We start from the raw sequence: 21,313 nt of genomic DNA, 5'->3' as shown, positions 1-21,313 counted from the left end.
CGCGCGGCAGGGGGGAATCCAAGCCTGTACGCGTTTCGGTTCGGCGCGCCCGGTCAGGACAACGATCCGACCCGAAAGGGGGTACTGCGGTGCGGAGGAAATGTGCGGCGCGGACGGAGGTGCTAGGCGCTCCGCGGTGATGCGGTTCTTTTTCCGCGGGCCGGTGGGGGCTGGTCGCGCAGTTCCCCGCGCCCCTTATGGGGCGCGGTTCGCAGGCGATCAGCCCCCGTCGACTTAGCTGGTGCTAGCCCTCCCTGACCTTCAACGCCCGTGCCAGGTCGTCGAGTTGGTCGGCGAGTTTGCGGCGCAGGGCGGGGATGGGGTCGGCCTCGTTCAGGCAGGTCTCGCCCTGGCGGAGGGTCTCGGTGGAGACGGCGTGGGCGGGGAAGGCCCAGCGGCCGGCGGCCTCGGCGATGGCGGGGCCGCGGCGGGCGGCGACGGCGACCGCGTCGGTCCAGTACCGCTCGACGTACCCCTTGAGCAGGTCGGCCTGTTCGGGCTGCCAGAAGCCCTGGGCGGTGGCGGTGAACAGGTAGTTGGAGAGGTCGTCGGTGGTGAACATGTCCTCCCAGGCCTTCCGCTTGGCCTGGGGGTCGGGCAGGGCGGCGCGGCAGCGGGCGGCGCCTTCCTGGCCGCTGGCGCTGGGGTCCTGGACGAGTTCGGCGTCGATGACGGCGTCGTCGATGGCGCCGAGGACGGCGAGGCGGCCGAGGATGCGCCAGCGCAGCTCGGGGTCGAGTTCCGGGCCGCCGGGCACGGTGCCCTCGGAGAACCAGGAGTTGATGGTGTCGGGCCGGGTCGCGACGTCGATGTAGTGGCGTACGGCGATCAGGCGCAGGCCGGGGTGGGAGCCGTCCTCGGTGCGGCGGATCAGGTCGCGGCACAGGTCGGTGAGGGTGGCGAGGGCGGCGGGGCGGTCCACGGCCGGGAGGTAGCGGTCGGCGACCTGGGTGGCGGCGAAGGCCAGCACGCCCTGGACGAGGGCGAGGTCGGTCTCGCGCGGGAGGTGGGCGCGGGCGGTCTCCACATAGGCGAGGGCGGGGAGTTCGCCGTCGCGTACGGCGTCGCGCAGGGCGTTCCAGATGACGGCGCGGGTCAGCGGGTCGGGCAGGCCGGACAGGGCGGCGGTGACGGTCTGGAAGGAGTCGGGGTCGAAGCGGACCTTCGTGTACGACAGGTCCTGGTCGTTGAGGAGGAGCAGTGCGGGGCGTTTGCCGATGGGCTGGGGTCCGTCGGTCTGGGGGATGTCGAGTTCGAGGCGGTCGCGGAGGGTGAGGCGTCCGCCGTCGGTGTCGTCCTGGTCGTAGAGGCCGACGGAGATGCGGTGGGGGCGGCTGCCGTGGTGGTCGACGGTGAGGGTGCGGGTGCCGTCGTCGGCGCGGTCGAGGCGCGGGGTGAGGGTGTCGACGCCGGTGGTGCGCAGCCAGGTGTCGGCCCAGGCGTGGACGTCGCGTTCGGTGCCCGAGGCGAGGGAGTCGATGAAGTCGGCGAGGGTGGCGTTGGCGAACTTGTGGCGGGCGAAGTGGGTGTTGATGCCGGCGAGGAAGGCCTTCTCGCCGAGCCAGGTCACCAGTTGCCGTAGTGCGGAGGCGCCCTTGGCGTAGGAGATGCCGTCGAAGTTGAGCATCGCGGAGGCGGTGTCGGGGACGGCGTCGGGGTCGGGGGCGACGGGGTGGGTGGAGGGGCGCTGGTCGGCGTCGTAGCCCCAGGGTTTGCGGGTGACGCCGAACTCGGTCCAGGTACCTGTGAAGCGGGTGGCTTCGATGAGGGTCTGGTAGCCCATGTACTCGGCGAAGGACTCGTTGAGCCAGATGTCGTCCCACCAGCGCAGGGTGACGAGGTCGCCGAACCACATGTGGGCCATTTCGTGGGCGATGACCATGGCGCGGGTCTGGCGTTCGGTGTCGGTGACGGCGGAGCGGTAGACGAACTCGTCGCGGAAGGTGACGAGGCCGGGGTTCTCCATGGCGCCGGCGTTGAACTCGGGGACGAACGCCTGGTCGTAGGAGTCGAAGGGGTAGGGCTCGTCGAACTTCTCGTGGTAGCGGTCGTAGCAGGCGCGGGTGATGTCGAGGATTTCGTCGGCGTCCGCGTCGAGGTGGGGGGCGAGGGAGCGGCGGCAGTGGATGCCGAAGGGCAGGCCGCGGTGCTCGGTGCGTACGGAGTGCCAGGGGCCGGCGGCGACGGCGACGAGGTAGGTGGAGATGAGGGGGGTGGGGGCGGCCTTCCACAGGCCGTCGCCGAGGTGTTCGGTGACGCTGTTGGCGAGGACGGTCCAGCCGGCGGGGGCCTTGACGGTCAGCTCGAAGACGGACTTCAGGTCGGGCTGGTCGAAGGCGGCGAAGACGCGCTGGACGTCTTCCATGAACAGCTGGGTGTAGACGTAGGTCTCGCCGTCGGTGGGGTCGGTGAAGCGGTGCATGCCCTCGCCGGTGCGCGAGTAGCGCATCGTGGCGTCGACGTGCAGTTCGTGCTCGCCCGCGGTGAGGTTCTTCAGCGGCAGCCGGTTCTCGACGAGGGTCTCGGGGTCGAGGGGGTTCCCGTCGAGGGTGACGAAGCGGAGTTCGGCGGGCTTCAGCTCGACGAAGGTGTCCGCGTCCGCTGCGGCGGTGAAGCGGATGACGGTGCGCGAGTCGAAGGTCTCGTCGCCGACGGTGAGGTCGAGTTCGATCCCGTAGTGGTGGACATCGAGGAGCTGGGCACGGGTCTGCGCTTCGTCGCGCGTCAGTACGGACATGGGGCCATGCTGCCCGATGGCTCGGACAGGGCACAGAGGCTGACCTCTATGCGCCTTATGTCCTTGTCTCTGCCGCTGTTTACGTCCGATCCTGTTTCAGCTTTCCGTTGCGGGCTTCTCGCTGAAAGGGGACGCGGGCGTCGGGGTGCTCCAGGACGGGGTGTGGGGTCCGTTCCCTCACCAGCGCACGCAGTTCGCGCAGTTCGCGTTCCATGGCCTGCTGGCGCTGGTGGGCGTCGTAGAGGTAGCGGACCTTGGTGCGCAGGGTCCACGGGTCTATGGGTTTCATGATCAGGTCGGCGACGCCGAGGCGGAAGGCGGTGGTGGTGAGCCGGGTGTCCGGGCCGAAGCCGGTGAGCAGGAGGACGGGGATGTGCTGGGTCTGCTCCAGACGCCGCATATAGCGGACGACCTCGAGGCCGCTGACGCCGGGCATGCGGACGTCGAGCAGGAGCAGCCCCACCTGGCCGCGCAGGACTTCCTTGAGCGCATCGTCGCCGCTGGTCGCCCGGGCCACGAGGTAGCCGAGCGGGGTCAGGGCGCTTTCCAGCGCGTACAGCGTGTCCTCATGGTCGTCGACGATGAGGATCTTGGCATCCGACGGCATTGCCCGACGTCCCCTCGTTTGGACAAACCAGCTTAAGCCCGGACCGCCTCACGGCGTGTGCTCACGGCCTGACAAGGAGTGCTCAGCGAAGGATGCACGCCGAAGGGCGCGCTGTCACTCCCCCGGTACCGGCGTTGTCACTCGCCGGGGGTCGCGGTGTCGTCCGCGATGCGTTCGTGGTGGCGGATGACCTCGGCGATGATGAAGTTGAGGAGTTTCTCCGCGAAGGCCGGGTCGAGTTTGGCGTTCTCGGCGAGGCTGCGCAGCCGGGCGATCTGCTGGGCCTCGCGGTCCGGATCGGCGGGCGGCAGTGCGTGGTTGGCCTTGAGGTGGCCGACCTGCTGGGTGCACTTGAAGCGCTCGGCGAGCATGTGGACGACGGCGGCGTCGATGTTGTCGATGCTGTCGCGCAGCCGGGCGAGTTCGGCGCGGACGGCGGGGTCGACGGCGTGGTTGTTGCTGGTGGTCATGGGCGTCCACCCTACGGGTCGGGCGGGCGCTCGATCATCGGCGGATCGTCCGGATCGGGGATGCGGTTGCTCCAGCCGCCGGGGACGGTGCGGCCCTGCTGGGCGCGGAAGCGGACCGGGGCCATGCCGACGCGGCGGTTGAACAGGCGGGAGAAGTAGGCGGGGTCGTCGTAGCCGACGCGGCGGGCGACGGCGGCAACGGGGAGTTCGGTGGCGGCGAGGAGTTCCTTGGCGCGGCCGAGGCGGATGCCGAGGAGGTAGTCCTTGGGGCTGCATCCGGCGCCGCGGCGGACGGCGGCGCGCAGTTCGGCGGGGGTCATGCCGTGCAGGGCCGCGTGTTCGGCGACGGACAGTGGCTTGAAGGCGTCGCGGGCGAGGGCCTGGAGGACCTGGTGGCCGTCGGGGGCGGTGTCGGAGCGGGCGCGGCGCAGCACGACGAGCAGTTCGTGGACGGCGGCTCCGGTCTCGACTTCGAGGAGGGGGTTGCCGCGGCGGGCGGCGCGGGCGATGCGGCCGACGGTGGCGCGGGCGCCCGCGGCGTCGGAGAGGGGGACGACGGGCCGGTCGGGTTCGATGTAGCCGAGTTCGGTGTACGTGGCTGTGGCGGGCCCGGTGAAGTCGACGAAGCACTCGTCCCAGCCGGGGTCGGGGCCGTAGTGGTGCGGGACGCCGGGGACGAGCCAGATCAGGGCGGGTGCGGTGACCTTCTGGCGGCGCCCGTCGGGGCCCTGGAACCAGCCGCCGCCCGCGCTGATGACGACGGCGACGTGGTGGTCGAGGGTGCGCGGTCCGACGGTGGGCAGTTCCCCGTACTGCAGGCCGACGCCGAGGCAGGCGAGGCCGAGCCGGTGGTGGGCGGGGCCGGGAGTGAAATACCGCATCCAGGTGTGGTACATCCGGTTTCCTCCCGTCCTGCCCGGTGGTCGTGGGGTGTGTGCTGCGTCCAATCAGTGCCGATCTTTGTCCATGGACGGGGCCTTCGCCAGGGGTGAAGGTGGGCGCATGAGCGAGTTCACGGTGGGGGACACGGATTTTCTGCTGGACGGGCGGCCGGTGCGGCTGCTGTCCGGCGCGCTGCACTACTTCCGGGTGCACGAGGAGCAGTGGGGGCACCGGCTCGGGATGCTGCGGGCGATGGGCCTCAACTGTGTGGAGACATACGTTCCGTGGAACCTCCACGAGCCGCGTCCGGGCGACTTCCGGGAGGTGGAGCAGCTGGGCCGCTTCCTGGACGCGGCGCGGAACGCCGGGCTGTGGGCGATCGTGCGGCCGGGGCCGTACATCTGCGCCGAGTGGGAGAACGGCGGGCTGCCGCACTGGCTGACCGGTGAGCTGGGCGCCCGGGTGCGTACGCGGGACGAGCGGTATCTGGCGCATGTGGAGCGCTGGTTCGGGCGGCTGCTGCGGGAGATCGTGCCGCGGCAGTTCGGCCGTGGCGGTCCGGTGATCATGGTGCAGGTCGAGAACGAGTACGGCAGCTACGGCTCGGACCAGGTGTATCTGCGGTGGCTGGCCGACCTGCTGCGCGCGCAGGGGGTGGGTGTCCCGCTGTTCACCTCGGACGGGCCCGAGGACCACATGCTCACCGGCGGTTCGATTCCCGGGATCCTGGCGACCGCGAACTTCGGCTCCGACGCGCGCGCGGGCTTCGAGACGCTGCGCCGGCACCGGCCCGAAGGTCCGCTGATGTGCATGGAGTTCTGGTGCGGCTGGTTCGACCACTGGGGCGCCGACCATGTCGTACGGGACGCCCGGGACGCGGCGGACGCGCTGCGGGAGATCCTGGAGTGCGGGGCCTCCGTCAACCTCTACATGGCGCACGGGGGCACGAACTTCGCGGGCTGGGCGGGGGCCAACCGGGGCGGCGGGGCGCTGCACGACGGCCCGCTGGAGCCGGACGTGACCTCCTACGACTACGACGCGCCGATCGACGAACTCGGGCGCGCCACCGAGAAGTTCTGGCACTTCCGCGAGGTCCTCGCCGCGTACGCCGACGGCCCGCTGCCCGACGTGCCGCCCGCCCCGCCCGTGCTGGACGCGTCCGCCGCGGTCGAACTCACCGCGTGGGCGCCCCTGGACGCCGTACTGGACACGCTCGGCGGTCCGGACGCCGTGCACCCCGTCCCGCCGACCTTCGAGGAGCTGGACGTGGACCGGGGTCTGGTCCGCTACACGTTCGAGGTGCCCGGACCGCGGCAGCCGTATCCGCTGACCGTGCGCGGACTGCGGGATCTCGCGACGGTGTACGTCGACGGGGTCGCGGCCGGGGTGCTGACCGAGGACGCGGCCGAGCTCAAGGAGCCTGTCACGGGGCCCGCGCGGGTGGAGCTGTGGGTGGAGTCGCTGGGGAGGGTCAACTACGGGCCGCGCACCGGCGAGTCGAAGGGCATCGCCGGGGGTGTGCTGCACGAGCGGCAGTATCTGCACGGCGTGCGGGCGCGGGGGCTGCGCCTGGACGCGTTCGACGCCGGGGTCGAGGAGGTGCCCTTCGGCGTACTGCCCGAGGGCGGCGCCCCCGGCCTGTACCGCGGCACCGTCACGGTGTCGGGCGCCGGGGACGCCCTGCTCGAACTCCCGGGCTGGACGCGGGGGTTCGTGTGGATCAACGGGTTCAACCTGGGCCGCTACTGGTCGGCGGGCCCACAGACGAGCCTGTACGTTCCGGGGCCCGTGCTGCGGGAGGGCGCCAACGAGGTGTGGGTGCTGGAGCTCCAGCAGGCTCCGGAGCCTCAGCAGTCTCCGGGGCTTCAGGAGGCCCCGGAGCTTGGGAAGACCTCTCAGGGGACCTCGACGACCTCGAAGGAGTCGAGTGCGAACTCCGCGGTGCCGTCGTCGCCGGTCTTGCGCAGGCCCACCCAGGCCTCGCCCTTGTCGGGAGCGGTGAACTCGTAGGCCAGTTCGGTGGGTTCGGTGGCCGCCGGGAGGTCCCGGCGGTCCAGCTCACGGGTGGCGGGGGTGTCGACGGCGGTGATCCAGGCGTACTGTCCGGCCTTCTCGTTCTCGTAGCGGAAGGTGACCCGGTAGCGGGTGCCCGGCCGGAAGCGGACGGTGTGCGGCACGGTCCGGTAGACCAGACCGTCGTTCTCGCCCCGGGACTTGAGGGATTCGGAGCCGTCGATGATGTCGTCGATGGCCTTGCCGTTCCAGCCGCGCTGGGTGAAGGTCGCGTGCCGCTGGGCGATGTGGGTGCGCGGGTCGGTGGCGCCGCCCGCGTCGCCCTTCACGAAGAGGCCCCAGCCCTGGGGGACGTTCTCGAAGTCCTCGAAGACGAGGGCGCCTTGCTTCGTCGAGCGCCGCGCGGGCACGACGCGCAGGTTGTCGAAGCGCACGCGGGCCCGCCCGGCGTCGGCGCGCAGCGTGAGGTCGACGGGGCCGCCGCCCTCGGGCACGGTGAACCAGGTGAACATCCGCTGGAATCGGGTGCCGTGCTTGCGGTCGGCGGCGACGTAGTTGCCCGAGGTGGACGTCTCGGTCCAGTTGACGGCCGTGACCCCGTCGGCGGTACGGATCTCCAGCGCGGCCCTGCGGGTGTCGCCGGCCTTCTCCCCCACCTCGACCTGGACGGAGGCGGCGTAGGTGCCGGGGGCGAGGCGAGTCAGGCGCCGGCCGACCCGTGCGGCGCCGCCGGAGGCGATCACCAGCTCGTAATCGCCGAGTCCGCTCAGCTGCACGGAGGCGGGTCCGCCGACCGTCCAGCCCTTCAGGGAGCCGGAGTTGAAGCCCGGGTCGTGCAGTGGGGTCGCCTGGCCCCAGGAGGGGTCGGGGGCTTCGGGGACTCGGGTGCGGTAGAGGACGTACGGCTGCTTCGGAGCCGCGTCGAGGGTGACGCTGCCGCCGCCGACGGGGACGTACTTCAGGAACACCCGTCCCTGGTCGGTGAGCCGGTACAGGGCCACCCGGGACAGGCCCTCCCAGGCGCGCGGGAGTCGCCAACTGGTGCTGCCGCCCCGGGGGTTGTAGTGGTACAGCTTGGTGGCCCTGCGGGGTTCCCAGGGCAGGAGATAGGTGCCGTCGGCGTAGACGAGCCGTCCGTCGGTGGTGATGCGACGGGTGCCGTCGGCGTCGGACACGGAGGTCGCGCCCTGTCCGAAGAAGGTGATCTCGTGCTCGCCCCAGGTCTTGATCGGGTACGCCTGGAGGTACTTGGCGGGCAGTGAGTCGGTCCAGATCAGGTCGTGGAAGTAGGTCCAGTCGGTCTTGCCGGTCCAGCCCTCGAAGTTGCCCATGCGGGCGATGCCCAGCAGGGTCGGCCACTTGTCGGCGAAGACGTCCTTCTGGTGGTTGCGGACGAAGCGGATCAGCCGGGAGTTGATGCCGCGGGAGGTGTCGGGGCCGTAGTCGGTCTCGGTCGCCCAGTGCGACCACAGGGAGGAGCGCTCCAGGCCGTGGGCCCACTCGGAGGTGACGTGCCAGCCCTGTTCGCGCAGGGCGCGCTGGAGGCGGTCGGAGGTCCAGCCGGACTCGCGGAAGACGTCGATGTAGAGGGAGTTGAGGGCGGGATCGGCCTCCGCGCGCAGGTCGGCGAAGCGCTTGACGATGTCACCGGAGACCAGGTCCCGGCGCTGGTCGATGCGGTAGCTCTGGTCGAGCCAGTCCCACTGCTCGTCGGTCTTGTCGACGAGGGTCTCGGAGAAGGCGTGGGCGACGGGATAGGACTCGGTGGCGTTGACGTGGACGGCGAAGTCGCTGTTCCACTTCCGGCCTTCCCTGACCAGGGTGTTGAGGTCGTCGAGGCCGCCCGCGCGCTTGTTGTGGTTGCCCGCGTAGTCGGGGTGCGCGGAGTCGTGGCCCTCGGACTGGTAGCCCTTCAGGAGGGTGAACTGCCGCAGCCCGTCGGTCGCCAGGGAGATCCGCTTGACGTTGTCGAGGGTGGCGAGGAACGGATTGGTCGCCTGCGAGGCGAAGTTGAAGGGGATGTGCGGGACGACCCTCAGGTACTGCTCGTCGGCGCCGAGCGGGGTCACCATGATGTCGCGGAAGGCGATCGCGGCGTCCTGCCAGTCGACGACGCCGTCGCCGCCCCGGTCACCGGTCACGATCACCGTTGCGTACGGCAGCGGCTCCGTGTCGGAGGCGGTCGCCGCGCGGTGGGTCCACTGGCCCGGGGAGAGCTGCGCCTTGACGTAGCCGTCCGCCCGGACCGTCTGCCGCCAGAGCCGGCCGTTCTCCCAGGTGGTGCCCGCCGCGCTGTCCGGCTTGTCGTACACGGTGTTCGTCTCGACGGCGCCGCCGAGCCCGGCGTGCGCGACGACGGCGTACGCGCATCCGGTGGGGGCCTCGGCCGGGGTGTCCGCGGCCGGTACGACGAGGGTGTCGCCGCTCTTCGCCTTGTCCAACTGGATGCGGGCGGCGAGCAGTTGGGCGCCGGGCTGGTCACTGCGCACGGAGAGCAGGGCGAGGCCGGGGATCTGCAGGGTGCCGACGGGCAGGGCGGTGGTGTCGGCGATCCGCGTGACGCGCCAGAGGACCTGACGGCCCGTCACAGCGATCTCCACGTCGATGGTGGTGCCGCCGTCGAAGGCGAGGCGGTAGGCGGCCGTGTCATCGCCGGGCATCGTCGAGGTGACCGCGGGGGTGCGCGGGGTGCCGTCGATCAGGATGGCCGTGATCTCGTCCTCCTGGCCGTGCAGGACGGCACCGGTGGCACGGTCGGTGTAGGAGACGATCCGCGGGAAGCCGGTGGCCACGCGGACGTCGAGGGCGTCGGAGCGGATCACGGCTTCCTCGCCGGGGGCCGCCGAGGCGGTACCGGCGACGCCGAGTACGGCCCCGATCCCGGCCGCGGCGGTCCCCGCGACGACGGCTCTGCGGCTGGGGGCGAACGTGTCTGACGGCTGCAAGACGCTCCTCCTCAAGGCGGCGTTCGGTGCACGTCACCTTGCGCCGCCGGGGGCGCGGGCGCCCATGGACAAAGGAGGGGCAGGAGTTGGACTAACGGGCGGGGCGCGGAGCGCGGGGCGGGGGCTGACCTTCCGCGGGCGCCAGCAGCTTGTGCAGGTGCACGTCCTGGTGGCCGCCCGGGATGCCCTCGGTGCGGCCCGTCTCGCGATAGCCGTGGCCGCGGTAGAAGTCCGGGGCCTGGAAGGTGAAGGACGACACGATCGCCTCGGTGCAGCCGCGCCGGGCGGCCTCCTCCTCGGCCGCGGTCAGCAGCCTGCTTCCCCAGCCCGCGTGCCGTTGGTCCGCACGCACCCACAGCATGTCGACGGCGCAGCAGCCGCCCCAGATCCAGGCGGTGAGTCCACCGACGAGTTCGCCCGCGTCGTCGGTGACACGGACCGAGAGAGGGGTCGGCGTACCGGCGCCGGTCGCCTGTGCGTTGAAGGCAGTCAGCTCGTCGTCGAGCCGCTCCTCCAGGGCCTCGTCCTTGTCGCCCACCTGCAACGACGCGGTGACGGCGGGCTGTTGCTCCACGTTTCCCGGCTGGTGATCCATGCTCATGGGACGCAGTATCCCAGTGTGCGGGACCCCGCAGCCGGGGCCCCGCACCGTACTCGTACCGCTGCCGCTGCTACAGCCCGGACGCCGAGCGGGCTATGTCCGCCGCGAAGGTCGACACCTCGCTGTAGACGCCGGGGTAGCCGGGCTCAGCGCAGCCCTGGCCCCAGCTGACGATCCCGACCTGGATGTACGCGCCCGTGTCGTCCTTGCGGAACATGGGGCCGCCGGAGTCGCCCTGACAGGTGTCGACACCGCCCTGTGCGACGAACCCGGCGCAGATCTCGTCGCCGGGCACCAGGTCGCTGCCGTACGCCTGCTGGCAGGTGGCGTCGTCGACGAAGGGGACGGTGGCCTTGCGCAGGTAGCGCTGCTGGCCGCCGTTCTCCCGGGTGGCGCCCCAGCCTGCGACGGTGAAGTTCCCGTTGTTGTACGCGGTGGTCGTGGCGATCTTCAGGGTGGGCAGGTCGATGGGCCTGGCGAGCTTGATCAGCGCCCAGTCCTTGCCCTTGCCGTTGTAGCCGGGCGCCTGGAGCACCTTCGTCGACTTGACCTTGACCGCGCTGCTGCTCTGCAGGTCGACGACGCCGGCGGTGGCCGTGATGGAGGTGTTGGTTCCGGAGCCGTCCACGCAGTGCGCGGCGGTCAGGACGATGCTCTTGGTGTACAGGGCGCCGCCGCAGCCCATGGAGAGCCGCACCATGAACGGGAACTCGCCCTGTGCGGCGCGCGTGCCGCCGACGACGGGCTGCGGTGCGGCCTGTGCGGAGAGGGGCTGGAGCGAGAGCGCGGCAAGCGTGACGGCACCGACGGCCAGGGCTCTCTTGACGCCGCTGAACTTCCTGGAGAGTGTCAACGTGCTTCCTTTCGTGGGGGGTTGAGCGCAAGGCGGAAGCACGACTGGCATGCTCCTGCCAAGCCTGAGCGCATTATTGGGACCGCCGGGAAACCCGGCAAGGACCGCATTCCGGCCAGCCGCCCCCGCCCCGGGCCGACGCACGCCCCGCCCCCGGACCGGGCCCCGCCTACAGTGGAGGTCAGAGGTCAGGGCTGACGTCTTCTGGGGGTGCGGGCGTGGCGAACGGCGGACCCGTCGAGCACGGATACCCGCATCTGGACACGGTGCGGGCGGCGATCACCGCGCTCTACAAGCGGCTCTCGTACGACACCATCCACACGTTCGCCACCAGCGTGGCCCCCGCCGACGTGGCCTTCGGCGACACCGACGACCTGCATCTGGGCGCGCAGCGGGTGGCCCGCGAGATGGTCCGGCACTACCACCTGCCCGACGCCCGGCTGATCGTCGGCTTCCGCGAGATGGAGCACGCGGCGAACGTCGAACTCGCCGCGGGCCCCGAGTACTTCGTGGAACTCAACGACCGCTTCCGCACCCACCGCCGGGACATCGGCGCGGCCCTCGCCCACGAGGTGATGCACGTCTATCTGCACCGCCTCGACCTGTCCTTCCCCGGCACGCGGGACAACGAGATCCTCACGGACACCGCGGCGACGTATCTCGGCGCGGGCTGGCTGCTCCTGGACGCCTACCGCGAGGACGCGGCGTCCTCCCAGAAGCTCGGCTACCTCACCCCCGAGGAGTTCGGCTACGTCCTCGCCAAGCGCGCCCTGGTCTTCGGCGAGGACCCCTCGATCTGGTTCACCAGCCCGCAGGCGTACACCGCGTACACGAAGGGCATGGCCCAGGCCCGCCGCGACGAGCAGCAGCCCCCGCTGACGGCGGCCGGCTGGGCGGGCCGCCGCCGCTACGCGAAGGACCGCCGCTACGCCCAGGACCATCACGCGCCGGGCCCGGGGCCCGGGATGCCGTACACCTTCACCCGCGGCGGCCGCGACCCGCTCCGCGTCTCCTTCCCCTGCCCGACCTGCCATCAGCGGATCAGGGTGCCGGTGCGGGGCCGCGTCCGGGCGCGCTGCGCGCTGTGCAGGACGGTGCTGGAGTGCGACACGTAGGCGGCGGATGGGCGGCTGCGAGCGGTGATGCGTCACCTCACGGGAGTGAGACAGAACACCCCAAATGACTTTGCTCCGGGCGGCCCCTGCGAGCGAGGGTCGAGGGATGAGCACCAAACAGCCCACGGCCCGTCTCTTCACCGCCGTGCACGAGGGCGACGAGGACGCGGTCGTACGGCTGCTGCGGTCCGGCACGAGCCCCGAATCGGTCGACGGGGACGGCCAGACGGCGCTGTATCTGGCGGCTGTGAGCGACCAAGCGGGCGTCGTACGGCTCCTGTTGGCCACCGGCGCCCATCCGGACCGGCTCAGCGCGGGCTCGGACTCGGCCCTGTGCGGCGCGGCGTGCGGCGGCCACACCGCTGTCGTACGCGCCCTGCTGGCGGCCGGGGCGCGGCCCGACCTGGAGGAGGCGTTCGGGTTCCGGGCGCTGACGTGGGCCGTGCAGCGCGGGCAGGCCTCCGTCGTGTCGGAGCTGCTCACCGCCGGCGCCGATCCCGACCTTCCCGGGCCGACCGGGGAGCCGCCGCTGGTCGCCGCCGCCCGGCGCGGCTCGCCCAGCTGCGTGCGGGCCCTTCTGGAGCACGGGGCGCAGGGGCGGGCCCGGGCCCTTGCCGAGGCGCGGCGGCAGTCGGCTCTCGACATCGAGGGCGAGCTGCGGACGGGGCTTGAGCGGGCGCACGGGGCGGGGCACGAGACGGTGACCCGCCGCTTCGCCGAGGACGGCGGCATCACCGTCGAGGTCGAACTCCGGGTCGGGGAGCGTGCGTTCGCCTCGGACGACCGGCAGACCGGGCACATCGCGATCGCGACTCTCCTCGAGGCCTCGCTCGGCGTGGCCGTCCCCGCCGAGGAACTCGCCGGGCGCGCCCTTCGCTGCGGGGATCCCACCAACGCCGACTGGGTCTCGGCCGCCGGTGTGCTCGGGCGGCGCACGGACGAGGAGACGTTCCGTGCGGCCACGGCGTGGTGCGGCAGCCCCGATCCGCAGCGGCGGGCGTTCGGGGAGGCTGTGCTGGGGCATATCGCTGGGCGGCGGGCGGGGATGTAGGTATTTCCAGCCCGGAGGGGGGCGAAGAACGCCTCGGCGGGCACGCGAAGGCGCGGGAACCGTCCAGGCTCCCGCGCCCCCGACTCCGTAGAACTCACCCCTCGTGCACGGCCACCGCCCGCCGCGGCAACGCCACACACAGCCCCGCGCAGAGCACGAACCCCGCGGTCACCCAGGGCATCGCCGAGGCGAGCGCGTCGGTCAGCCCGTGGGAGGCACGGGAGAAGAAGACCGTGCCGATGACGGCGGCACCGAGCGCCCCGCCGAACTGCTGCGCGGTGGAGAAGATCCCGGACGCCCCACCCGCCAGCTCCGCGGGCACCGCGGACAGCACCACGTTCACCAGCGGCACGACGAGGAACCCGAGCCCCGCCCCGGCGACAACCAGCCCCGGCACCAGCGGCCACGCCCCGGTGTGCGCGGCGGAGGAATGGTCCACCGCGGCCCACACCCAGCCGAACCCGCCGGCCATCGCCAGCGCACCGGCCCCGAGCACCAGCCGCCCGAACCGCACGGCCAGTCCGTCGGCCATGGGCGCGGTCAGGAAACTGCCGGCGGAGAAGGCGACCGTGACGAGACCCGCCTGCAGCGGCGTGTACCCCTCGCTGCCCTGCAGCCAGATCGCGAAGACCAGGAAGAAGCCCTGCATACCGATGGAGAAGAGGAGTTGGACGACGACACCCACGGAGAAGGCGGGCAGCCGGAAGGCCTTCGCGGGCAGCAGCGGCACGGTCGACGCGCCCCGCCGACGCGCCTCGAACACCCCGAGCCCGGCGACCGCGAGCACCCCGGCGGCGAGGCAGATCCAGCCCCACAGCGGCCACCCGTTGCTGTGCCCCTGCACCAGCGGGAGAACGATCGCGACCAGGCCACCGGCGAGCACCAGGCTCCCGAGCACATCCGGCCGCCCGGCCGAGCGCTCACGCGTCGACGGCACGAGGAAGAGCCCGGCCACGAAGGTCGCGACGGCCACCGGGATGTTCACCAGGAACACCGACCGCCAGCCGAGCCCGAAGAGGTCGGCGTCGGTGAGCACTCCGCCGAGCAGCAGTCCGATGGCGGAGGCGAACCCGGCCACGGCGCCGTACATCCCGAAGGCGGCCCCGCGCTCCTTGCCCTGGAACAGGGTGCGGAACGAGCCGAGCACCTGCGGCACCAGGACCGCGGCCATCACGCCCTGCACGGCACGGGCGGCGATCAGCTGTCCCGGCGACTGGGCGAGCCCGCACCCGAGACTGGCGAGCCCGAAGCCGGCCGTACCGGCGAGGAAGAGGGACTTGTGCCCGAAGCGGTCGCCGAGGTGCCCGGAGACGATCAGGGCGGCGGCGAAGCCCAGCAGATACGCGGAGACCAGCCACTGCAGGGCGCTCTGCGAGGCGTGCAGATCACGGCTGATGGACGGGATCGCGACGTTCACGATGGTCCCGTCCAGCAGGTCCATCAGCGCCGCGATCATCATCACGGCCGCGGCGGCCCAGCGGCGGGGGTAGGGCTCCGCCACCGGGGCGGGGGTGGCGGCGAGGGCGGTGGTCATGGCTTCTCCCGTAAGACCTCAGATTTATTTCGTTCGGACTAACGAAAGAGTTGCATCAACCCGGCCGTGATCGCAAGTACTTAGTTCGACCGAACGAAATATTTGTTAGGCTGAGTCCATGGGCAGCGGAGAGAGCGACGACAAGCGGGCCAAGGCCCTGGAAGAGCTCATGACCGTCGGCCGCGAGCACAGCGGCGTCACGGTGATGTTCCATGCGGCGGTCGCCGACAAGCAGGGCCTGCGCGCCACCGAGACCAAGACCCTCGACCTGCTCCAGCGGTTCGGCCCGCTCACCGCGAAGGACCTGGCCGAGCGCACGGGCCTGGCCCCCGCCTCCGTCACGGGCCTCGTCGACCGGCTGGAGAGCAAGGGCTTCGTACGCCGGATCAAGCACCCGACGGACAAGCGGCGTGTGGTCGTGGAGCTGAACGAGCAGAAGCTCGCCGAACTGGCCGTCTTCTTCGAGGAATGGGCACGCGATGTGGTCGAGGCCTGCGAGGAGTTCAGCACGGAGGAGCTGGCGACGGTGACCCGCTTCCTCGGCGTCATGGCCGAACGGCAGCGGAGGGCCGCCGCCCGTCTCTCCCGCTAGACGGCCGGCGGCCCTCCGGTCCCGCTCCCCCGTGGGGCCGCGGCCCCCGTATGGCCACGGCCCCCGTAGAACCGAGGCGGCCCCGTATCCGCCACGGTCCCGCTCCGCGCGCCCGGCCGGGCGCACCGCCGGGCGATCAGCCGGGCACGCGGTCGGGGACTCGACCTGGCGCGCGACCCGGAACCCGGTCGAACACGCGCCAGTCGTACGTCAGCCGGTAGTGCCCGCCGCAGCCCGAGCGGTCGACGGGTGAGCCGGGGCCGGTCGGCGCCGGAAACACCGTGCCGACCGTGACCGGCCGGAACACCTCGTCGCCGTACAGCCCCTTGAGCCGGTCGAGGACCCAGCAGACCACCGCGCCCACGGCCATCCCGACGAGACCGCTCGCGGCTCCGCCCGCGCCGCCGACCCGTTCGCCCACCGCGGTGGAGAGCTGGCCGACGACCTTCTTCCTGACCAGGTCCACGAGTTGGTGGACGTACGCGGCGAGGCCGGGCCACCCGCCGTCGGCGAGCACCAGCGTGACGAAGTGCGACCTCGGGTACTCGGCGCGCTCGTCGAGGCCGAACCAGTGGTACCGCAGGGGCGGTTGGTATGTCCGCATGTCACCGCAGTCGTCGCCGAACTCGCCCGCACCACGGGTCGGGGCCGGCTCCTCGGGGAGGAGGGAAGCCGGCAGCTTCCTCAGGTGATCCACGGGGAAGCGCATCCCGTCCGGGAAGCCGAGCCGCCGTACCTGCGCGGCCACGGACACTGCCGCGCACAGGTCGACGCGAGCCAGGTCGCCGAGGCGCGCGGCGCGTTCCGGGCCACCGTTCAGGTCGGCCATCGCCCGGACGGCCGCACGCCTCCTCTCCTCCTCCGAGAGACCGTCGAAGCGCCCGGCGATCAGGTGCTCGGCGGCGCCCTCTTCCGCGGGCAGGGGATACCGCGCGGGCTCCAGGTGATGTACGGCGACCTTGTCCGCGGCGAGCACGAGCTCCTGGACGACTCGGTCGGCCACGGCCCGTACTTCGGCGTGTGGAATCCCGATCACCACACGGTGGATGTTGTCGGTCATCGCTGTTGGTCCCCCGTTGACTACAGCCTGACTTCAGGCGCTCCGCGACGGGTTGCGCACGCGGGGCCCAACGAACGGTACGGACATGGGCGTTCGGGCGCCCTGGGGTGCGCCCCGGGGAAATCCCCGGGGTTCACGCACAGGGCTCACACGCCGGGCTCGTCGGCCAGCCGGGTCGCCAGCTGCGTGCGCGAGTCGACGCCGAGCTTGGGGAAGACCCGGCCGAGGTGGTACTCGACGGTCTTCACGCTGATGACGAGTTCACGTGCCACCTGCCGGTTGGTGAGCCCGGACGCCACGAGGCGGGCGACCGCCAGTTCCTGCGGAGTGAGCAGCGCGGTGCCGCGCGTCCGCGGCTCGCGGTCGGCGGGTTGCAGCCCGCACGCCGCCAACTCCCGTTCGCAGCGCTCCAGATCGGGTACCGCGTCCAGCCGCAGGAGGAGGTCGCGGGCCTGCTGCAACTCCTCCCCGGCGCGGGTGCGTTTGCCCGTGCGGCGCAGGAAGCCGCCGTACGCGAGATGCAGCAGCGCACGGTCGAAGGGGGCCTCGACGTGGGCGGCGTGATTGAGGCCGGAGCGGTACGCGCGCTCGGCCGCCGCGGTGTCGCCGCGCGCGGCCTCCACTGTGCCGCGGGCGCGGGCGGCGAGGAGCAGCGCCCCGGGGTGGCCGCGCTGCGCGGCCAGGACCTCGTACGGGGCGAGGATCTGTGCCGCGCGTTTCTCGTCGCCGAGCGCTGACCACGCATCCGCGAGGACGTCGACCCACGGCACCGTCCCGGGTTCCTCGAAGTCGCCGCGCGGGCCGAGGCCGAGGAGCGGTTCCATGGCCACCACGACGTCCGCCGGGCGGCCCTGGGCACGGGCGAGATGGCCCTCGGCGAGGCCGGCCCACAGGACCGGGTTGACGTGGCCCCACTGGGCGTAGTCGCGGGCCACACGTGCGTGGGCCTGCGCCTTGCCGAACGCGCCGCGCGCCGCGTGCACCAGGGCGGCGAGCATCCTGCAGTACAGGGCGATGTGCGGCTGGTCGGTGTCGGCGGCGAGCGACAGCGCCAGGTCGGTGTGGACGGTGGCGTCGTCCCAGCGGCCCGCCCGGTATTCGGCGGAGGCCAGCGAGGTCGCGGCCACCACCCGGAAGGACGCGGCCCGCCCGTGACAGGCACCGAAGACCCCGGTCAAGTCCCTTACGGCGCCGGTGAGATCGCCGGTGAACTCGCGCAGGCTGCCGCGGCCGAGCAGTTCCTCCAGCTGGGCCGGGGCCGCCACCGCCGGGTCGGGCAGCGGGCCGAGTCCGGCCAGGGTGGGCGCGGCCCGTCCGCTCATCGCGAGCCCGGTCAGCCGCAGATAGCGGATCATGTCGGTGGCGGTGTCGTCCGGTGCGAGCCGCAGGGCGAGTTCGGCCCACTCGGCCATCTCGGCGCCGTGCGCGGTGCTGCCGTGCAGGGCGGCGAACTGGCCCGCGATGCGTGCCGCGAGAACCGGTTCGGTCTCCGGGTCGCAGCGGCGCCAGGCGTCGCCGAGCAGCGCCTCGGCCCGGCCGAGGTCGAACAGGCTCAGCCGACCGAGCAGATAGCTGCGCCAGCCGCCGGGGGCGAACTGCCCGATTCGCTCGGCGACTTCGGCGACGTTCGGCACATCCCCCGCGAGCACCTCGCACTCGACGGCTTCGAGCGTGCACTGCTCGTACGTCGCCGGGTCCGCACTCAGCCGCGCGGCGGTCGTGAGCTGCCCCGCCGCATCGGCCCAGGCTCCTTCGGCGGCGAACTTCCGCCCCAGCGCGGCCAGTTCACCCGCCAGGCGGGCGTCGGAACCGGAGGCCGCCAGCGCCCGGTGCCGTAACCGCTGCGCCTCGTCCGCGGCGACAGCGGCCGCCCGCAGATGGAGCGCGGCCCGCCGGGAGGGGCCCAGCTGGTGGTAGACGGCGGCGTGCACGAGGGGGTGCGGGAAGCGGATCAGGGGGTCGCCGGGGGCCTCGGTCAACAGCCCGGCGCGTACGGCTTCTTCGAGGGCTTCCAGGGCGCCGGGCGCCCTGGGCACTCGGGGGGCTGACGGGTCGCTTGAAGGGACTGGACGGTCCCGGTCGGCGTCCACCCCCGCGACCTCCCACGCCTCCGCCAGCGAACAGTGCGTGCCGAGGACGGCCGCGCCGCATACCAGGGCCTGGCTCCCCGCGCCGCTCGCGGACAGGCGGGCCAGTACCAGTGCGGTGAACGACTTCGGGGCGGGTGGTGCGACATCCGGTTCCGCCAGTGCCCCCAGGAGCCCGGAGCCCTCCTGTTCCAGCAGGGCGCGTACGTGCAGGGGGTTGCCGCCGGTGTGCGCGTGCAGCCGTACCGCGGCCCGGGAGGTCATGCCCGACACGCCCAACTCGGCGCTCAGCCGCTTCAGTTCCTCCGGGTCGAGCCCGTCGAGCCGTACCCGCACGACGTCGTCGGACGTGAACAGCCGCGCCACCCCGCCCGGCAGCCCCGGATCGGCGGCATCCCGTACGACGACCAGCACCAGCACCCGGTCGGCCCGCAGCCGCCGCACGGCGAAGGCCAGCGCCTGGAGCGAGGGATGATCGGCCCACTGAGCGTCGTCCAGGACGACGGTGACGGGGTCGCCGGGCTCCTGGCCACCTCCCTGCCCCTCACCTTGTGCCGTGCCCAACGCCTCCAGCAGGTCCGCCCCCGCCGCCGCGTGGTCCGCCCAGCGGGGCCTGGCGCCGAGGAGTTGTTCCAGTGCGCCGAAGGCCAGGCCGGACTCTGACTCCTCCCCAGCGGCGTACAGGACGCGGGGGCAGCCGCGCAGGAAGTGGCGTACGAGGGCGGTCTTGCCGATGCCGGCCGGGCCCTCGACCAGGACGCGTCGGGGCTCTCCGGCGCGGGCCCGGTCGCGGGCAGCGTTCAGGAGGGCGAGACTGCCGGCGCGGCCGAGCAGCGGTGCGTCTCCCGGTTGTCCCGGCTGCCCCGGTTGCAATCGCCGCTGCACTCGCGCTTGCTGCTGTGCCCGCGCCGAGGGATCCGCTGCGCCCATCGCGGCTCACCTCCCCGTGCTGCCGCCCCCTGCGTTGCATCCTCCTCAGGGGGAAGGTGTGCGGTCCAGGGTCCGCAACTCCGGGATGCCGTACGCCTATCGCACTACTGTGCGCCGTACACCGCGCCCGGAACCTCCGCGGCGGCGAGCAGCTTGAGGGCGGTGTCGCCCGCCTCGGAGGGCGACCGGTGTGCTCCCTTGTCGGCGCTCGGCCCCGGGCGCCAGCCCTCCATCACGGTGATGCGGCCGCCCTCGGCCTCGAAGACGCGTCCGGTGACACCCGCGCAGGCGTCGGAGCCGAGCCAGACCACCAGCGGCGACACGTTCTCGGGTGCCATCGCGTCGAAGGCGCCCGGGGAGTCGGGGGCGGCCATGGTCCCGGCGAAGGCGTCCTCGGTCATCCGGGTGCGGGCCGCGGGCGCGATCGCGTTGACCTGGACTCCGTAGCGCCCCATCTCGGCGGCGGCGACGAGGGTCAGCCCGATGATCCCGGCCTTGGCAGCGCTGTAGTTGCCCTGCCCGACCGACCCCAACAGCCCAGCTCCGCTGCTGGTGTTGACGACCCGGGCCCGCGGGGTCCGGCCCGCCCTGGCCTCGGCCCGCCAGTGGGCCGCCGCATGCCTGAGCGGCAGGAAGTGCCCCTTCAGGTGCACACGCATCACGGCGTCCCAGTCGTCCTCGTCGAGGTTGACGAGCATCCGGTCGCGCAGGAAGCCCGCGTTGTTGACGAGGGTGTCGAGGCGGCCGTACGTCTCCAGGGCCGTGCGGACGAGGGACGCGGCGCCCTCGGTCGTCGCGATGTCGCCGCCGTGGGCCACCGCTTCGCCGCCCGCGGCGCGGATCTCCTCGGCGACCTGCCGGGCCGGGCTGCCCGGGCCCGGGGTGCCGTCGAGGCCGACGCCGAGGTCGTTGACGACGACGCGCGCGCCCTCGGCGGCGTACGCCAGTGCGTGCGCCCGGCCGAGCCCGCGTCCGGCGCCCGTGACGATGACGACCCGCCCCTCGCACAGCAGCGGTGCAGTACTCATCTCAACTCTCCCTGCTCTCTTCGCCGTCTCTGTTGGCGGTCGCGGCATCGAGGAAGGCGGGCCGCTCGCCGCCGCCGTGGACGAGCAGGCTCGCCCCGCTGAGGTACCCGGCGGCGTCCGAGGCGAGGAACACGGCGGCCTCGCCGACGTCGGACGGCTCGGCCAAGCGACCCAGCGGGACGGTCCCGGCGACGGCGGTCATGCCGTCCTCGCCCCCGTAGTGCAGATGCGCCTGCTCGGTGCGGACCATGCCGACGACCAGCGTGTTGACCCGGACGTCGGGGGCCCATTCGACGGCCATCGACCGGGCGAGGTTCTCCAGCCCCGCCTTGGCGGCCCCGTACGCCGCCGAGCCGGGTGAGGGCCGGGTTCCGCTCACGCTGCCGATCATCACGACCGAGCCCTTGGCGCGCCGCAGCAGGTCGTACGCGGCGAGCGAGGCGGTCAGCGGTGCGAGGAGGTTGAGCTCGATCACGCGCGCGTGCCGCTCGGCGTCGGCCTGTGCGAGGAGCCGGTACGGCGTGCCACCCACGTTGTTGACCAGGACGTCGAGCCGGGGCAGCGCGGCGAAGAGGCCCTGCACGGCGTCCGGGTCGCGCAGGTCGGCGGGCATGAACTCGACGCCGTCCAACGGGACTTCGGGATCGCGGCGCGCGCAGACGACGACCTCGGCGCCCGCCTTCGCGAAGGCCCGTGCGATCCCGGCGCCGACTCCGCGGGTGCCGCCCGTGACGACCACGACCTTCCCGTTCCACTCCATTCGCTGCTACCTTCCACCTAACAAACGTTTGGTGGAAAGGTAGCTGAT

General features: G+C 72.4%; 16 protein-coding genes. 4 read left to right on the top strand and 12 right to left on the bottom strand.

Annotation, left to right across the window (positions count from 1 at the left end; translation table 11 throughout):
• Positions 1-244: 244 nt before the first annotated feature.
• The 4 genes from pepN to AB5J56_RS33235 form a co-directional block, all read right to left on the bottom strand.
• Positions 245-2,737 (bottom strand): aminopeptidase N, encoded by a 2,493-nt coding sequence (pepN, locus tag AB5J56_RS33250; protein ID WP_369238103.1) that lies wholly within the window; start codon positions 2,735-2,737, stop codon positions 245-247.
• Positions 2,738-2,816: 79 nt separating this feature from the next.
• Positions 2,817-3,344: a two-component system response regulator gene (locus AB5J56_RS33245; RefSeq protein WP_369238101.1), complete on the bottom strand. Its 528-nt coding sequence runs from the start codon at positions 3,342-3,344 to the stop codon at positions 2,817-2,819.
• A 137-nt stretch (positions 3,345-3,481) separates the two neighbouring features.
• Complete coding sequence (locus tag AB5J56_RS33240; RefSeq protein ID WP_369238099.1) at positions 3,482-3,814, bottom strand: chorismate mutase; 333 nt, start codon at positions 3,812-3,814, stop codon at positions 3,482-3,484.
• Positions 3,815-3,825: 11 nt separating this feature from the next.
• The gene (locus AB5J56_RS33235; RefSeq protein WP_369238097.1) at positions 3,826-4,710 is read right to left on the bottom strand and encodes an AraC family transcriptional regulator; all 885 of its coding nucleotides are present in this window, start codon (positions 4,708-4,710) and stop codon (positions 3,826-3,828) included.
• A 106-nt stretch (positions 4,711-4,816) separates the two neighbouring features.
• Here AB5J56_RS33235 and AB5J56_RS33230 point away from each other — a divergent pair, with 106 nt between their 5' ends.
• Positions 4,817-6,706, top strand: a complete 1,890-nt coding sequence (locus AB5J56_RS33230; RefSeq protein WP_369238095.1) for a beta-galactosidase family protein — start codon at positions 4,817-4,819, stop codon at positions 6,704-6,706.
• On the opposite strand, the gene AB5J56_RS33225 is transcribed toward AB5J56_RS33230, so the two are convergent.
• The 3 genes from AB5J56_RS33225 to AB5J56_RS33215 all read right to left on the bottom strand — a co-directional run bounded on the left by AB5J56_RS33225 (position 6,592) and on the right by AB5J56_RS33215 (position 11,108).
• Entirely contained in the window at positions 6,592-9,654 is a 3,063-nt protein-coding gene (locus AB5J56_RS33225; protein ID WP_369238093.1) for an endo-alpha-N-acetylgalactosaminidase family protein, read from the bottom strand. The genes AB5J56_RS33230 and AB5J56_RS33225 overlap by 115 nt on opposite strands.
• A 91-nt stretch (positions 9,655-9,745) precedes the next feature.
• Positions 9,746-10,255, bottom strand: coding sequence for a GNAT family N-acetyltransferase (locus AB5J56_RS33220; RefSeq protein ID WP_369238091.1), 510 nt, complete (start codon positions 10,253-10,255; stop codon positions 9,746-9,748).
• Positions 10,256-10,325: 70 nt separating this feature from the next.
• The gene (locus AB5J56_RS33215; RefSeq protein ID WP_369238089.1) at positions 10,326-11,108 is read right to left on the bottom strand and encodes a trypsin-like serine protease; all 783 of its coding nucleotides are present in this window, start codon (positions 11,106-11,108) and stop codon (positions 10,326-10,328) included.
• A 218-nt stretch (positions 11,109-11,326) separates the two neighbouring features.
• On the opposite strand from AB5J56_RS33215, the gene AB5J56_RS33210 reads away from it, so the two are divergent.
• Together AB5J56_RS33210 and AB5J56_RS33205 are read left to right on the top strand one after the other, a co-directional pair.
• On the top strand, positions 11,327-12,223 hold the full coding sequence (locus AB5J56_RS33210; RefSeq protein WP_369238087.1) for a hypothetical protein: 897 nt from the start codon (positions 11,327-11,329) through the stop codon (positions 12,221-12,223).
• 106 nt (positions 12,224-12,329) lie between these two features.
• Positions 12,330-13,274, top strand: a complete 945-nt coding sequence (locus AB5J56_RS33205) for an ankyrin repeat domain-containing protein (protein ID WP_369238085.1) — start codon at positions 12,330-12,332, stop codon at positions 13,272-13,274.
• 94 nt (positions 13,275-13,368) lie between these two features.
• Here the strand turns inward: AB5J56_RS33205 and AB5J56_RS33200 are convergent, their stop codons facing one another.
• Positions 13,369-14,808 carry an MFS transporter gene (locus AB5J56_RS33200; protein WP_369238083.1) on the bottom strand — a complete coding sequence of 480 codons (1,440 nt, stop codon included), beginning with the start codon at positions 14,806-14,808 and terminating at the stop codon, positions 13,369-13,371.
• 118 nt (positions 14,809-14,926) lie between these two features.
• Here AB5J56_RS33200 and AB5J56_RS33195 point away from each other — a divergent pair, with 118 nt between their 5' ends.
• Positions 14,927-15,400 (top strand): MarR family winged helix-turn-helix transcriptional regulator, encoded by a 474-nt coding sequence (locus AB5J56_RS33195; protein ID WP_369238081.1) that lies wholly within the window; start codon positions 14,927-14,929, stop codon positions 15,398-15,400.
• A gap of 136 nt (positions 15,401-15,536) precedes the next feature.
• Here the strand turns inward: AB5J56_RS33195 and AB5J56_RS33190 are convergent, their stop codons facing one another.
• The 4 genes from AB5J56_RS33190 to AB5J56_RS33175 all read right to left on the bottom strand — a co-directional run bounded on the left by AB5J56_RS33190 (position 15,537) and on the right by AB5J56_RS33175 (position 21,265).
• On the bottom strand, positions 15,537-16,460 hold the full coding sequence (locus tag AB5J56_RS33190) for a hypothetical protein (protein ID WP_369238079.1): 924 nt from the start codon (positions 16,458-16,460) through the stop codon (positions 15,537-15,539).
• A 146-nt stretch (positions 16,461-16,606) separates the two neighbouring features.
• The gene (locus AB5J56_RS33185; RefSeq protein ID WP_369238077.1) at positions 16,607-19,432 is read right to left on the bottom strand and encodes an AAA family ATPase; all 2,826 of its coding nucleotides are present in this window, start codon (positions 19,430-19,432) and stop codon (positions 16,607-16,609) included.
• A gap of 149 nt (positions 19,433-19,581) precedes the next feature.
• Entirely contained in the window at positions 19,582-20,505 is a 924-nt protein-coding gene (locus AB5J56_RS33180) for an SDR family oxidoreductase (protein ID WP_369238075.1), read from the bottom strand.
• A 1-nt stretch (position 20,506) separates the two neighbouring features.
• The gene (locus AB5J56_RS33175; RefSeq protein WP_369238073.1) at positions 20,507-21,265 is read right to left on the bottom strand and encodes an SDR family oxidoreductase; all 759 of its coding nucleotides are present in this window, start codon (positions 21,263-21,265) and stop codon (positions 20,507-20,509) included.
• Positions 21,266-21,313 lie beyond the last annotated feature (48 nt).

The organism is Streptomyces sp. R21 (assembly GCF_041051975.1).
Taxonomy (GTDB): Bacteria; Actinomycetota; Actinomycetes; order Streptomycetales; family Streptomycetaceae; genus Streptomyces.
This window is presented reverse-complemented; position numbering and strand designations above follow the sequence as displayed.

Coding starts and splice junctions, on each gene's coding strand:
- pepN (WP_369238103.1), bottom strand. CDS start 2,737: ATGTCCGTACTGACGCGCGACGAAGCGCAGACCCGTGCCCAGCTCCTC.
- AB5J56_RS33245 (WP_369238101.1), bottom strand. CDS start 3,344: ATGCCGTCGGATGCCAAGATCCTCATCGTCGACGACCATGAGGACACG.
- AB5J56_RS33240 (WP_369238099.1), bottom strand. CDS start 3,814: ATGACCACCAGCAACAACCACGCCGTCGACCCCGCCGTCCGCGCCGAA.
- AB5J56_RS33235 (WP_369238097.1), bottom strand. CDS start 4,710: ATGTACCACACCTGGATGCGGTATTTCACTCCCGGCCCCGCCCACCAC.
- AB5J56_RS33230 (WP_369238095.1), top strand. CDS start 4,817: ATGAGCGAGTTCACGGTGGGGGACACGGATTTTCTGCTGGACGGGCGG.
- AB5J56_RS33220 (WP_369238091.1), bottom strand. CDS start 10,255: ATGAGCATGGATCACCAGCCGGGAAACGTGGAGCAACAGCCCGCCGTC.
- AB5J56_RS33205 (WP_369238085.1), top strand. CDS start 12,330: ATGAGCACCAAACAGCCCACGGCCCGTCTCTTCACCGCCGTGCACGAG.
- AB5J56_RS33200 (WP_369238083.1), bottom strand. CDS start 14,808: ATGACCACCGCCCTCGCCGCCACCCCCGCCCCGGTGGCGGAGCCCTAC.
- AB5J56_RS33195 (WP_369238081.1), top strand. CDS start 14,927: ATGGGCAGCGGAGAGAGCGACGACAAGCGGGCCAAGGCCCTGGAAGAG.
- AB5J56_RS33190 (WP_369238079.1), bottom strand. CDS start 16,460: ATGACCGACAACATCCACCGTGTGGTGATCGGGATTCCACACGCCGAA.
- AB5J56_RS33180 (WP_369238075.1), bottom strand. CDS start 20,505: ATGAGTACTGCACCGCTGCTGTGCGAGGGGCGGGTCGTCATCGTCACG.
- AB5J56_RS33175 (WP_369238073.1), bottom strand. CDS start 21,265: ATGGAGTGGAACGGGAAGGTCGTGGTCGTCACGGGCGGCACCCGCGGA.